The following is a 13827-nucleotide window of genomic DNA, read 5'->3' as shown; positions in this document are numbered from 1 at the left end:
TGCAAAAGAAGGATAAAGGGCAAGGTCGAGATAATCATCGACAAAGGAACTGACAGTAGTGAAGACAGAATCCATCTCAATATGAGGGAAGAGAGAATGGAGCAGTGGCAAACGGCCCTGAATCGAGTTATAGTGTGTTTGGTAATTTTGTTTATTGATCATGAACATATTTTACCAAAAGAGGCACCTCATCCATTACGGATCAGGTGCCTCTTTTTATTTTTGGACTGTCAGAAATTTAACAGCCCCTTTCTTTTCGCATCCTGATCTTGCATGATCTCTTTTCAAAACAAGTCAGATCATCCCTGGTTCAAGCAGGTTAAACAAAAAGTCTGCTGGCGTGACTATGAATTGATTATTCATACAGGTTTCGCAGACTTTTTCTATTTCTGATTCAATTTGTTGCTTTTGCTTTATTTCTGATGGAAGGTCCAGTTTTATCCCTCTGGTGAGAATTAATCATTTGCGATCTCTGTTAAGGAAAGTTCATGAGAATCCCACAGATGATTCTTCATGAAATAATGTCCGGGACTGGCCTGTTCAAGCGTCAGATCAATCCACTTTGGCTGGCCATCAATCCAGATTCTGTTCCAGCAATGGTAATCATCGCCAAGATAACCGGTAATAAAATCACTCGGAATTCCGTTGTATTCTGCAAGCTGATCAAAAAGCATCGCATAGGTCATTGAATTTCCCTTCAGGACCTGCACTGCAAGCGAAGGATAAATGTCTTCATTCGTATACTGAAGACGTCGTAAAATCAGATCTTTCAGTTTTGTTGCCTTTGTGGTTGGCGAATCGGATTTTTCAATACCTGCCCGGCCTGAAATATTATTTAAACGATACTCTGAAAGATTTCGATACTTTGCCCTTGCACGAACCTGAGCCGGATTAACACTGACTAAAAATGTATCATCCGGATTGGCATACCCATCCGTAATATCCATATATTCCCAGCCCATCGCATCGCAGACCGCAAAATCCACATGGTGAATCGCATTCCAGTCCTCTTCACTGAGTGATTCTTCAACCACGAGCGCCTGATCCTGATTATTCGAATTTAAAACATCCACAATTCGAACGGCAAGATCTTTTTGGGCGGTATCGTTTACATGACTGAATACCTGCTTTGGCATTTCGTCTTTTGGTTCGACGCGAACCGTAAAATCGCGCATAATTTCATTTCCGGCTTCATCCTTTGCCTTTGCCATGCAGGGATACGTTCCTGGAGTCTGAATATCCACCTGATCATCTTCAATCGTAATCGTCACTTTCCCGGCATCGGTTGCGCTGAAATGATAACTTGGCTTCTTCCCCTGCTCTGTGATGACTTCATCTTCAAAATAATCCCATTCAGGAAAAGTCGTATCCTTAACCTTAATCGTGACATCAACTTCCCTGCCGTCTTCATCCTTCACTTTTGTTTTGAATTCACCAAGCCCTTCAATCACATCTTCAATCTTGCCAGCCTTGCCGATAAAATCTTCAGCAGCCGGTTCTTCTCCAAGCTCGTATGTTTTTTCTGTTGTCAGCGGCGCAGCAGCATTGCATCCGCCTAAAAACAGACTGGCACAAAGAATAAGCTTTTTATTTTTCGAGATATTTCTCTTTTTTGCAGACTTCACAGTTTCCCTTCTTTCCATTTCCTTTTTCTCTTTTTTGCCTGAACTTTTTTACTCTGATCAGTTTTCGATTTTCAGTTGATCGGATTTTTAAAGTATTTGGATCAATTATTGTGCTGTAACTAAAAAATCATACTTGAATCCATTTTACTTTTCAACGCAGCTTAAGAAATGAAAGAAATCAGATGACTTCCTGATCTTTTATGAACTTTTTTTATACAGATTACAGATATCGCTAATTTTGACCGTAAAAAAAGGATCTGCCTGATATCAGACTCTCAGGCATATCCTTACGATATCCTATACGGAGGATTCAAAACCTCGTTTAACAGATTGAGCTAAATCAGATCGTTGACAATCTCATTACGCAGCGTTGCAAGTTCCTCATCTTTTTGTTCTTCCTTGATCTTCTCATCAATGACTGCTTCTGGATTCCATTCACGAGGATCATCGGCTTCTTCAAGATGTTTCAAATGATGACGATTGGCTTCATCGGTCCCCTGATCGAGATCGTTTGCAGCCTCAACTGCTGCATTAACCTCATCAAACAATAATTCCATATCTTTTTCAGGTTTGAATGGCTTTCCATTTACACCATTGACAACGGCATTATCAGCCTGTTCAAGAATTCGAGCCTGGTCAAGAACCTGATCTGCTTCTTTCTGAAATTCTCGTTCCACATCGACAATCGGATTTGCAGCTTCTACAAATACTTCAGCTTCCTGGGCCAGTCTGCGTGCTTCGATTTTCTTTCGTATTCTTTTATTTGGCATTCAAAGATCATCCTTTCCTGGTTGATTGAATCGCTGATCACTTCAGAGATGGTTTATCCTGAGTCAGGATTTTCGCTTTTTCCATCTCCTTTTGTTTTTTCGTATAAAGATCCAGCTTTTTCTTTTTGCATGAGGGGACAAATGGGCATTCATCACATTTGGGATTTCTGGCTGTGCAGAAATAACGTCCAAAGAAGATCAGATCATGGTGGGCCTTATTCCAGCGATTCCGATCAATTTTGCGTCGGAGCTTTTCTTCCACCTTTTCTACTGAATCTTCCGGCTTAGCCAGGCCAAGACGTTTAGACACCCGATTCACATGCGTATCGACTGCAAGCGAAGGAATATCGAATGCGACCGATCGAACCACATTCGCGGTCTTTCGTCCAACTCCAGCCAGCGATTGTAAATCCTTGAAGGTCATTGGAACCTGCCCATCAAACTTTTCTTCTAAATCCTGCGAAAGCGCAATAATATTTTTCGCTTTCGATCGAAACAGTCCCAGTGTTTTCAGCGTCTGTTCGACTTCCCTGAGATCCGCTTTGGCAAGTGTTGAAGAATCCGGCCAGCGTTCGAACAAAGCCGGGGTGACTTTATTGACGGAAGCATCCGTCGTCTGTGCGGAGAGTACGACTGCGATCAACAGCTGGAAGGGGGTTTCATGATTCAATTCGCAATGCGCATCAGGAAAAATCTCTTCGATCGCATCGATCATTTCATTTGCGTTCATCGTCTTCCCTTTTCAATATCCTCGATGGTGAGATTTCTGTTTTTCCAGCTGATCAGAATATTTTCAACATATTCGATGGATCTCTTTTCATAGGCACTGGCCTCATCGAGCGCTCTGAGAACCATTCTTTCCCCAAAGATACTGGTCAGCTGTAAAATCTTATCCATCTGTGATCCAGAGAGTGTTTTCTTAAACTCCTGTTCAAATTCCTGAATGACCGGTTGTTTTAAGAACGCCGTTTCATTCGTTGGTATTTCGATCAGACCATCCAGCCGGAAACGGACCTGATTGTTAAAGGTGTCTACAATCAGGTAGCCTTTATCCGATAAGGAAGCAATCAGATCATCCACTTCCATATCGTCGAGATGGCAGTATTTCATTAAGGTTTCGACGCCGATCGGAATCTGATGATCATTCAGATAGCTAATCACTAAAAGAAGCAGAGCTTCATTGCTTGTGACTTTCAACTCCTGAAGATGGTCAAAAATCCAATATGTCCGATTGATATACGGCGAATTCCATTCCTGTCTTTCGAGCATCGCATCCTACCTCTCATACACTTTTTCAAACGTGTCATAATCAAGCATCAACAGCCGATCCCTGCTTTTTATCTCATAGACCGGCGAGGTGTATCCAAAAGCCAGTTCTACACTTTCCGCTTCCATCTGATAGGTATCCAGTGCCATCTGTCTGGCTTTATTATAGTCCAGCGTATCCATCGATCTTTCAGTGATGACTTGACCAGTCTGATCAAACCAGTAGAGAGTATCGGTGGTATATCCCTGATAGGTGATATATTCAAAAATATTTTCTTCAATCCCCTGTATTCCCTGGACATTCTCTTCAATCACCCGGATGGTCTGAGCCTGTTTTTCTTCATGAAGGCGGCTAGGACCACTGATCAGTAAAGCCCACATGACTGAAAAGACCAGGATAAAAAAGGCGAGCAAAGCCGCTGTGAGCGGCCAGCCGTACACTTTCTTTTTCTTCTTTTTTCTGTGCGTTTTTTTGCGTTTCAATAGAAAGTTCTGCATGAGTCGATTATACCATTGGCAATCCATCTCCAAGATTTCAAATCGATATGAAAACCCTGTTTAAGTCCGCAAGAAACGAATCTTTGTCATGGACTCCAATGCGCTGCAAAAGAAAACAGGATATCTTCCAGAAGAAAATATCCTGCAGGCGTTTATAATTTTATTCAGCTTCAGAAAAACTCATTTTCAAAACTTATTTTCAATACTTCTTTAGGTGCCGCTTTCTTATTCGTAATCTTCTGGAATCGCTCCATATTCTTTTAATACCAGTTCAATATCTGTGCCTTTAACTTTTTTGAATAATTCATAAAGTGCAATTTTTTCAACTGGATTAAGCTGCGCTTCTGTTAATGGTTTGCCATCCCGCATATGAACGGCTGCCTTAAGCATATCTCGCACATCGTAAACGGATCCCCAGACTTCCGGCACCGCTCTTTCAATATCGAGCAGGTCATAGACTGCTTCCATGCCAGTGCGCATCGAATATTCCGTCGTAAAGATGGTATCGCGTGGCGTTTCTGCAAACTGACCGATGAAGGCGAAGTTCTTTGATCCTTCAGGACGAACCAGAGGACGGTCTGTTTTCTTTCTTGGCATAAAGAAGGCCGTTACAAATGGCATCATGCAGGGAACGGTATTGCAATGATTTGCCGCCAGATCATGAATCTGATCTTCCGGAACACCTAAGTGGTACAGCCATTCTTCACAGATTTCTTCACCTGTACAATCACGCATGGCTTTCTTGACATAGTCGCCTTCGCGATCGGTAAACAGTCCATAAACCCATACCAGAGCATGATGGTCAGGCTGATCTCTGAACTGAGGCTGCCGGTTGATGGTCCATGACAACAGCCAGCTTGAATCTTTTGCGGTCACGATTCCGCCAGTCACTACATGGCCTGTCAGTACATTTCGATTGGTAATAGCCTGGATGTATGGAAAGACTTCTTCATCGAGGGTTTCAACAGTTGCCGATTCCCAGTTGGTCTTTTCAGGATCAGAGCAGAATACTTCCGGATGTCCAAAATCATCGGACTGTTTTGCGATCTTTTTCCAGGTGCTCCAGCCGCCATCATCACTTAGATCAGTATTGAGTTTTGCAGGTTCGTTCTGAGAACCAAACGATGAATTTTCAACGAGTCCGCCGATCGTCATAAACAGCAGATCGTCTTCATCGAGATTAATGATTTCTGATTTTCCATCCTTGCTGACGGTGATGCTCTGAGCCAGCTTTTCATCTTCACGGATCACAAACTGAACATCGTCCATTTTGGTTCCATAATGAAACTGGACACCTTTGCTTTCAAGGTATTTTACCATCGGCAGAATCATGGATTCATACTGGTTATATCGGGTAAAGCGAAGGGCGCTCAGATCTGGCAGACCATCAATATGATGAACAAAGCGCTGCATGTAGCGTTTCATTTCAAGGGCTGAATGCCAGTTTTCAAAGGCGAACATCGTTCTCCAGTAAAGCCAGAAATTTGAATTGAGAACATCGTCATCAAAAACATCTTCAATACTCAGATCTTCAAGATCTTTTTCCGGAGTCAGATACAGTTTGAGAATCTGCTCCTGTGCTTTCTGATCCACCGCAAACTTTTTATCGGTATGGGCGTCCTGTCCTCTGTTTTCAGTTACACGGCACAGGGAATAGTTTGGATCATCCTTGTTGAGCCAGTAATATTCATCAAGAACTGAATAGTCTGCATTCTCAATGGATGGAATATCGCGCAGGATATCCCACATGACTTCAAAATGGTTATCCATTTCACGTCCGCCGCGCATGGTATAACCAAGCATCTGATACTGATAGCCATCCATGGCTCCGCCGGGTATCGGATCCTTTTCATAAATATGAATGTTTTCGCCTGGCATTTTCGCATCACGAACCAGACAGATAGCGGCCGTCAGTCCAGCCAGTCCGCTGCCCATAATATAAGCGTGTTTGTGCTCAATTCCCTCAGGTTTTCTGGGATGAGCAAACGCTTCATAGTTTCCGCTTCCATAATGGAACATTGTAATCACCTCAGTTTCAGTATATCGGTTAAGAACAGACAAACCCAGTATCAGACCTTATACAAATCGCATCAACTGTATAACTTATCCTCATTCCATACTTACGCAGGATTCGAAAAAATACTCCTGATAGGCAATAAAAAGCGAAAAGAATCAAGAGACAAGACGGCTCACTGATCCATTTCGCTTTCCGATAAAACATTTCATTTATAATGCCTGTCTTCACTTTTTTAACTGGACTGAAGATTGACAAATTCTGCGTTTCCAAAAGGTTCATGAAACGATCTCATGCTTGTACTGCTCAGATCTTTGGCACAGCTGATTTCATAATACCGATCACCATCGGTCACACGGACTGTATCCTGATCCCTGAACAAATCGGTTATATCCCATTCACCCAGGCGGGTCTTCAACCAGATAGTATCGTCATCTTTGATATGCACGTCTTCGTTAAGCGTACTGTCGGCGACATCCTGCGCATCCAATGCATGCTCGTTTCCAAAATCATCAATCCAGACTCCGCCTCCACTGACAAATGGCTCATCTTCTCCTTCTTTATAGAAGTCATATCCTCCATCCTCATTAGAGACAGCTTCAATCTCTTCTAATGACCCATTGAGCCAATATGTAACCTGAGTTCTGATTCCTCCTAAATCCGCCGCATAGGCTGCTGATGATCCAGACAAAATCAACAAAGCTGCACTTAAAGCGGCGGCGTGTTTTTTCATCCAATTCATTCTTGTGTTCCTTTCCACATTCACCTCGATCTTTTGCGGAATATGAATCTGCGAAAAGACCTGGCGATATTTTTTTCTTTCATCTTCAATTGACATGTTCATCCTCCTGCTCTAAAACATTGCGAAGTTTATCTCTGGCCCGGGACAATCGCTTTTTAACATTGCTTTGCGTAATGGACAGCAGCTGACTGATTTCCTGAATCGTGAATTCTTCATAATAAAACAGCTGGATGACAATCCGATATTTTTCAGGCAGTGAACAGACTTCCTGAAACAAGGACTGATCCTGTATTCTTTCAAATTCAATCGATGCCATCGTTTCTTCAAGCGATACCTTATTGCGTCTCCAGAAGGATCGGCGTATGTCCTTCGAAGCATTAATTACTGTTTTAAACAACCATTTTCGGATATGTTCTTCATCTTCAAATTCCTGGTTGAGATAGTGGTACCTGATCATGGTTGTCTGCACCGCATCCTGAGCATCTGCCGGATTTTGCAGGACTGAAAATGCGGCCTGATATAAATTGTCCTGATACTTTGGAATGAGGTACTCAACTGATAATTTCATATTTTTATTTTTCATTGTTGAAGGTCCTTCACCTATACAACGATTGAAAACCTGAAAAGGTGACAGGCTGCTTTGATTTTTCATTATTTATATTTTCTCTGACTTCTGTCCGATTGATCAGGATTTTTTTACAGGTATTCTGTACATTGATCCTGTAGCAATAAAAAGCATAATGTGAAGAACCACAAAAATCAGAAAAGACATAATCGCAGAAACATAAATGGAAAAAACCGAAAAAACTTTAGGGAGGAAGGAAGAGAAAATATCATGGCAAAAGAAAACCAGAAACTGGAAAATGACAGACCGAACAATCCTGAAACTTCTGCTCTGGAATTGTTTGGAACTTTAGGACCGGCCTGTGCAGATATTCAGATCCTTGAGAAGATGATTCAGAATGGAATGAATGGGATTCGACTGAATCTTTCTCATGGTCCTTTAGCTGCTCATGAAGACTGGATCGACAAGCTGCATCAGGCAATGGAAAATACCGGAAAAGAAATTCTCTTTTTGATGGATCTGAAGGGACGGGAACTGAGAATCAAGGAGCTAAAACCGTTCGAACTTGAAAAGGGTCAGCTGATTCTTTTTGGAAAAGACATTCCTGTTGAGACCGATCTGTTAGTCCTGCCGCAGACTGGCGATAAAATTCTGATCGATGATGGAAAAATTGAACTGATCGTATTAAAAATCCTTGAGGATGGAAACAGACTTTGTGAAGTTCTGCGCCCAGCCGTTTTAAAAGCCAATAAAAGCGTCAAAATCACCGGAAAAATTTCTCCTTTTTCCCCTCTTTGCCCGGAGGATCTGACTAACCTCGATCAGGCCAGAAAATACCGCGTGAACGCCATCATGGTTCCGTTTGTACAGAGCCGGCGCGATCTAGAGCAGGTTCATCATATTCTTGAAGAGAAGAGTCTGGATCTTAAAATCTATGCCAAGATCGAAAACCAGACGGGAATTGATCATCTTGAAAGCTTTATGGATCTGGCAGATGTCATTGTCATCGCCAGAGGTGACCTGGGTAATGACGTTGGATTCTATGATCTTCCAGCCGTTCAGGCCAGGATTGAAAAGATATGTCATCAGCATCAGAAGGACTATATGGTTGTCACTCAGATGCTGACCAGTATGATTGATTCTCCAATCTGTACCCGCGCTGAAGCCAATGATGTTTTTTATGCAATTAAAAATGGAGCTTCCTCCATCATGGTGACCAACGAAACTGCAATCGGTCATTATCCAGAGCTGGTCATTGATACGATGAAAAAAATTTCTGATTCCGCAATAAGATACAAAGCCGAAAATCAATCTGATAACAATTAAAGCTCACAGGAGTTTGCTGAATTTCTGTATAAACGTCTCTGAATATTTGCATTTCCGTGAGATTTTGTTAATACCGGACTCTGAGAACCAACGGAATGGAGTTTTGAGGACCAATGATCTGAGACTTTGAGTCACAGAAATTTAGTTTTAGATTTCGGAAAAATGAAATTTCATTTTCCCAAAAGTTAAGTTTTGAGTTCTTTCGATTTAAAAAAATTTACCCAGCGAAAGCTGAGTTTTTTGAATCCAGGTTGTATCCAGTTGCATAAATTTCCATTCAATCAGTTCCGCCGGCCAGTCAACTTCCCTCGCGGTCGCTCCCAAGATTATGGCCGTACAGTGATTTTGAACTGGCAACAAATCTTGCAGGAGCAAAGCGACGAGGACAGCTGTGGCCAGTTCAAAATTATTGTGCAATGATCTGAAGCGAGTGATAGAGAAGAAGTTTGACCTTGAACTTCCTGAGCAAAGCGAGCAGCCTTTTCGCAGCGAAGCTGCGCTGCTTTTTCAGCTTTAGCTGGTACTTTTATAGAGCCCTTTTAATTTAAATCGCTGACCATGGTGATGGTCATGGCCTCAGGAAAGATCACCCTGGATAGGTGACATCGGCGTGAATTACCTTTATCGCGCCTGTTTCGGCCAGATATTCACATTGATGAAAATCGCGGTTCAAAACAACGGGCAAAAACCCCTTTTCTTTTAAAGATAAAGCCAGCATTTTTGCTTTCGAGCGGCCCCCGACAATAAGAACCGGCTTTTTCATACCCGCGTTCTCCATTTTTCGGTTTCCGTCTGTCTGGATGAGAGAGCTTTACTGCTGATCTGGGTCATCAGAGTGCTTTTTTCCAGGCAGATCTCGTCAGGACAGATCACTTCAATGGTCGTATTGTAGAAGGCCATCTGATGCGAACTGTTGTTTAACCGCACCAGGATTCTCTTACCCGGAAAACAGAGTAAATCATCAGGGCGCAAAGCGTATTTGTGCAGTCATCCTTAGTGAGCACATACACTTCGCTTGCCTGGTCAATTTTTGCTTCCTGTAAATCTTCAAGGTCGACGGCCACCGCACGCTGCTTGAGCCCACAAAAGGAATAAGGAAGCTTGCAAAAGTCACTTTCGTCATGATCGAGGACTGTTACGGGATAGCCCTGCTGGCAAAATCTGTCTGCAAGCATTGCTCAAAGCGGCTGCAGCCGATAACAATGATGTTTTTCATCTTTTTCTTTCAAAAAATATTCACTATTTCTTCCCTACTGAAAGCTGGTACGAGCCGGTAAATTTTTGTCGCGGCATTTCATGACAGACATAGCCAATCCCATCCTTGTCGTAACAAATGATGCAATGACCTGTGTCTGTCTGTTCCAGGCAGTCCTGATCTTCAAATACGCCCTGTCCTGGATGATAAAGCTGACTGAAATGGTGAAGATTTTCCTGAGAGGGTCGGTGAGAAGGATCAAGAGCAGCAGCGGCTCTGAAGTGGCTGAGAGCTTTGCTGTGATTTCCTTCTTCTTCAAGAAGAAGTCCCATCAGATTGTGCGGCTGGGCAGAGTCGGGATATTCTGCCATCAAATGAATGATCAGCTCTCTGCATTGAACAAAATCCTGCCTGCCAAGCATCTCGCGAATCTGGCAGGTCATTTCATGAATTGGATCAATCGTCTGGGATTGAAAAGAAACTGGAAGTAAAGCCTGCACCTTGCTTCTTTTTTTGGCGTAAAAACTATTTATGATATGCAGCATATGTGTACCTCATTTCTTGATGTGTATAGATCATAGATTTTTCGTTGCAAGAATGGTGTGAGGATGGAAATCCCGGTGTGAGGATTGTGCGAGGATGCAGACGGGATGGATCTTTGCGTTCTGAAGTGGAGAATATCCTTCTGGTTAAATTAAAAAAATAGTATTATTGATGATAAAAATAAAGTATAAGTTAAATAATCTTGAAAAGATAAACAAGGGAACTCAGAAAGAGATTTATCGATGCCGCTGATTTGAGGATTCTGTTTTCGGCTTTCTGATTTTGAATTACAGCGGTTTGCTGCTTCTGGTCCAGAAGACGGGCTTTTTGTATTTCTGCGGGCACTGGCAATAGAAGGGGAACAATTTTTTCAAATCATCTGTCATAATGTTTTCAGCAAAGAAAGCAAAAGGAAAAAAGCCAGTACCATCAGGCAGCTGATACCTGGCTGGATAAGGGAAAAGGGTTCTATGATAAATATGAATCAAAAAAATATGCGAGATCGCCATTTGAAAAAAGCTGTGAGCTGCCTGTTGATGATGATGGGATGTTTGCTGGTTTCTACCTTGGCCGGTCTTGTATTTTTTAGAATGGGTTTATCGGATTCAACGATCATTCTTATATATATATTAGGAGTTGTGGTATGTACAAAAATGACAGATGGGGCAGTCTATGGGCTCATCGCCTCATTTTCTGCTGTTTTACTGTTTAATTACTTTTTTACAGTGCCTTATTACTCTCTCCAGGTCGATGATTCCAATTATCCGATTACATTTTTTATCATGGGAATCACGTCTTTAATCACCAGTACGATTACTTCCAGTGAGAAAAAAAGTGCCCTTCATGCAAGATATGAAGCAGACCAGGCCAATGCCTTTTATGAACTGACAAGCAGCCTGCGGGATACAGTATCTATGGAAGAAGCTGAAAAAGCGATTGTCCGCTCTTTTTCGAAGACCTTTCATGTTGAAGCCGCATTTTTGCCCAGGCGCAGCCAGACTGATTCCTGTGTGAATCTGCAAGGGGCAGAATATTATGCCTGGCCAATTTTGGGAAAAGAGGAGCCTTATGGCATTCTGTATATACCAGCGGCGAATGCCGAAGCATTTGACAAGACTCAATTGCTTCTGGTTGACTCCATGTGTGAATGCGCTGCTCTTGGGCTTGAAAAAACAGAAAGCCTTGTCCGGCAGATTCAAATCCAGGAACAGATGGTCCAGGAGCATTACCGCTCCGATCTTCTGCGATCGATTTCCCATGATCTGCGCACCCCGCTTTCGGGAATTATGGGAATTTGCGAGCTGCTGCTTAATACAAATCTTCCGGCAACACGGCGTAATGAGCTGGTTGCAGGGATCCTGCAGGAAACGGGCTGGCTTTATTCGCTGGTTGAAAATATCCTAAACCTGACAAGAATGGAAGAAGGACAGCTTCGTTTAAACCGACAGCCAGAATGTGCCGAAGAGCTGGCCGAAGCTGCAATTCGGACAACAGAAAACCGGCATCCGGGTCGACCCATACAGTTTTCGATTCCCGAGGAGCTCATCCTGATCGATGTGGATGGCAAGCTGGTCGTTCAGCTTCTGGTCAATCTTCTGGAAAATGCAATTCGTCATACCCGGAATGAGGGAGCGATCGAAATGCAGCTTTTTCTTTCTTCTGATCAGACGGAAGCGGTGTTTGCCATTCAGGATGAAGGAGACGGTATTCTGTCTGAAGACCTTCCTCATCTTTTTGAACCCTTTTATACAGGAAAGAAAAGCAGCCAGGATAAGGCCAGAGGAGTCGGTCTGGGGCTTGCGATCTGCCAGTCGATTGTCCAGGCCCATGGCGGCAGGATCCGGGCGGAAAACCGTCTGGATTTTCATGGTGCCCGTTTTGAGGTCACCCTTCCATTGAATGAAAGCCCAAGTGAAAAAACAGAAAGCTGAATCCAGCACAGGATTTGGATTAGAATGATGAAAACCCGTGACGTTCTATGGAAAGACAGCGACAGGAGAAGAAAAAGTGATATGAAACAGCCATGCATTCTTGTCGTCGAAGATGACAGACAAATTCGAACTTTTCTCCAATTTGTCCTAGAAAAAGAAAATTATATCTGCCTTCAGGCAGGATTGGGGAAGTCTGCCTTGGAAATCCTGTCGAAGGAATCGCCTGATGTTATTCTTCTTGATCTGGGGCTGCCAGATGTGGATGGAATGATCCTGATTCAGAAAATCCGTGAGGATTCAGACATTCCGATTCTCGTGATTTCAGCCAGAGACCAGGATGAGGAAAAAGCCGCTGCACTCGATCTTGGAGCAGATGATTATCTTACTAAGCCATTTTCGGCTACAGAACTTCTTGCCCGCATTCGAACGGCAATCCGGCACAGCCATCCGCGTCAGAATCACAGTCCGGCTTTTAAAGTCGGGAATCTTGAACTGAATACGGACTTGCATAAAGTCTTTTTAAATGAAAACGAAATTCATCTGACACCCCTTGAATTCAAGCTGCTGGAAACATTTTTCCTGAATCCAGGCAAAGTTTTGACCGCACAGATGATTATTCAAAACGTTTATGGGATTCAATATGCTCAGGATACAAGAGCGCTGCGCACTTTAATGGCAGGGCTACGAAGAAAAATCGAGCCGGATCCAGGCCATCCCATTTATATTCTGACCGAAATCGGTATAGGGTATCGCCTGGTTGATGGTGAATTGAATGAATAGAAGCTCAGCATTCGAACTGTCTTTGAACAGTTACCGATGCTGAGCTTTTTCAGACTGATCTGGATATACGCTGGAAAAAAGGCTGATCCTTCAAATGGATGGCAACGAGTGCGCAATAGCCACTGAGCTGAGAGAATCAGAGCTTGCATTCCTTGTCATAATTAATTCTTCGGCTTATTCCTTCAAGAATCATAGTTCCCGCTTCTAAGATCATATAATCGTTTAACATTTAGACTGCTCGCATTTATCTGATATTTTCTGCTGTTCACATTAGAAAATACCAGATAATGTTTTTTCCCCTTTCGTCCGAGAGGCAACGACGAACTCCGGTCTGCCAGATCAGAAGATCCGGAACCGGGGGTATAGTTCTCCAGGGGCTTAAATTCCCGCACGGCCTGCGGTACATATCAAATCCATTGCTCTGTCTTCTATGGATGGATTTGGTTTTTTTCTTTTACAGACTCATTTTGATCTTTGCGAGCTTTTCCTTTCTTTGTTGATTTGATCTGCTCTGAAGATATTCGAAAGATTGGGTTTTTCTTCCTGTCTTCAGACACTGCATCTTGGCGTCA

General features: G+C 42.9%; 15 protein-coding genes. 3 read left to right on the top strand and 12 right to left on the bottom strand.

All coding sequences use genetic code 11. The annotated features are described in order from the left end of the window. Window positions 1–455: 455 nt before the first annotated feature. From BO222_RS08310 to BO222_RS08275, 8 genes are all read right to left on the bottom strand, one after another. Window positions 456–1643, bottom strand: coding sequence for a transglutaminase-like domain-containing protein (locus BO222_RS08310; protein ID WP_075820085.1), 1188 nt, complete (start codon window positions 1641–1643; stop codon window positions 456–458). A gap of 317 nt (window positions 1644–1960) precedes the next feature. Continuing rightward, window positions 1961–2395, bottom strand: coding sequence for a hypothetical protein (locus BO222_RS08305; protein ID WP_075820083.1), 435 nt, complete (start codon window positions 2393–2395; stop codon window positions 1961–1963). Window positions 2396–2432: 37 nt separating this feature from the next. Continuing rightward, entirely contained in the window at window positions 2433–3125 is a 693-nt protein-coding gene (gene nth, locus BO222_RS08300; RefSeq protein WP_075820081.1) for an endonuclease III, read from the bottom strand. Beyond that, on the bottom strand, window positions 3122–3664 hold the full coding sequence (locus tag BO222_RS08295; RefSeq protein WP_075820079.1) for a DnaD domain-containing protein: 543 nt from the start codon (window positions 3662–3664) through the stop codon (window positions 3122–3124). The genes nth and BO222_RS08295 overlap by 4 nt, the downstream gene beginning before the upstream one ends. 6 nt (window positions 3665–3670) lie before the next feature. Continuing rightward, entirely contained in the window at window positions 3671–4144 is a 474-nt protein-coding gene (locus BO222_RS08290) for a hypothetical protein (protein WP_143356987.1), read from the bottom strand. A 240-nt stretch (window positions 4145–4384) separates the two neighbouring features. Further along, window positions 4385–6178 carry an oleate hydratase gene (locus BO222_RS08285; RefSeq protein WP_075820075.1) on the bottom strand — a complete coding sequence of 598 codons (1794 nt, stop codon included), beginning with the start codon at window positions 6176–6178 and terminating at the stop codon, window positions 4385–4387. A gap of 230 nt (window positions 6179–6408) precedes the next feature. After that, window positions 6409–7011 carry a hypothetical protein gene (locus BO222_RS08280; protein ID WP_075820073.1) on the bottom strand — a complete coding sequence of 201 codons (603 nt, stop codon included), beginning with the start codon at window positions 7009–7011 and terminating at the stop codon, window positions 6409–6411. Then, window positions 7001–7498 (bottom strand): RNA polymerase sigma factor, encoded by a 498-nt coding sequence (locus BO222_RS08275; RefSeq protein ID WP_198932038.1) that lies wholly within the window; start codon window positions 7496–7498, stop codon window positions 7001–7003. The genes BO222_RS08280 and BO222_RS08275 overlap by 11 nt, the downstream gene beginning before the upstream one ends. 252 nt (window positions 7499–7750) lie before the next feature. Between BO222_RS08275 and BO222_RS08270 the strand changes: the two genes are divergently transcribed. Then, window positions 7751–8806 carry a pyruvate kinase gene (locus BO222_RS08270; RefSeq protein ID WP_075820071.1) on the top strand — a complete coding sequence of 352 codons (1056 nt, stop codon included), beginning with the start codon at window positions 7751–7753 and terminating at the stop codon, window positions 8804–8806. Between the two features lie 586 nt (window positions 8807–9392). On the opposite strand, the gene BO222_RS13760 is transcribed toward BO222_RS08270, so the two are convergent. The 4 genes from BO222_RS13760 to BO222_RS08255 form a co-directional block, all read right to left on the bottom strand. Further along, window positions 9393–9569 (bottom strand): hypothetical protein, encoded by a 177-nt coding sequence (locus BO222_RS13760; protein WP_158024582.1) that lies wholly within the window; start codon window positions 9567–9569, stop codon window positions 9393–9395. Then, window positions 9566–9733, bottom strand: coding sequence for a hypothetical protein (locus BO222_RS13755; RefSeq protein ID WP_158024581.1), 168 nt, complete (start codon window positions 9731–9733; stop codon window positions 9566–9568). The genes BO222_RS13760 and BO222_RS13755 overlap by 4 nt, the downstream gene beginning before the upstream one ends. Next, the gene (locus tag BO222_RS08260) at window positions 9724–9981 is read right to left on the bottom strand and encodes an NAD-binding protein (RefSeq protein ID WP_075820067.1); all 258 of its coding nucleotides are present in this window, start codon (window positions 9979–9981) and stop codon (window positions 9724–9726) included. Before BO222_RS08260 ends, BO222_RS13755 begins: the two co-directional genes overlap by 10 nt. A gap of 64 nt (window positions 9982–10045) precedes the next feature. Beyond that, a complete protein-coding gene (locus BO222_RS08255) occupies window positions 10046–10546 on the bottom strand; it encodes a hypothetical protein (RefSeq protein WP_075820065.1) in 501 nt (166 codons plus the stop codon). Between the two features lie 468 nt (window positions 10547–11014). Here BO222_RS08255 and BO222_RS08250 point away from each other — a divergent pair, with 468 nt between their 5' ends. Together BO222_RS08250 and BO222_RS08245 are read left to right on the top strand one after the other, a co-directional pair. Continuing rightward, the gene (locus BO222_RS08250) at window positions 11015–12475 is read left to right on the top strand and encodes a DUF4118 domain-containing protein (RefSeq protein ID WP_083647750.1); all 1461 of its coding nucleotides are present in this window, start codon (window positions 11015–11017) and stop codon (window positions 12473–12475) included. 24 nt (window positions 12476–12499) lie between these two features. Beyond that, a complete protein-coding gene (locus tag BO222_RS08245) occupies window positions 12500–13255 on the top strand; it encodes a response regulator transcription factor (protein WP_233131233.1) in 756 nt (251 codons plus the stop codon). The last annotated feature ends 572 nt before the right edge of the window (window positions 13256–13827 follow it).

This window comes from Ileibacterium valens (genome assembly GCF_001945525.1).
Taxonomy (GTDB): domain Bacteria; phylum Bacillota_I; class Bacilli_A; order Erysipelotrichales; family Erysipelotrichaceae; genus Ileibacterium; species Ileibacterium valens.
Note: the sequence above shows the minus strand (reverse complement) of the source record. Positions and strands in the feature narration are given on the sequence as shown.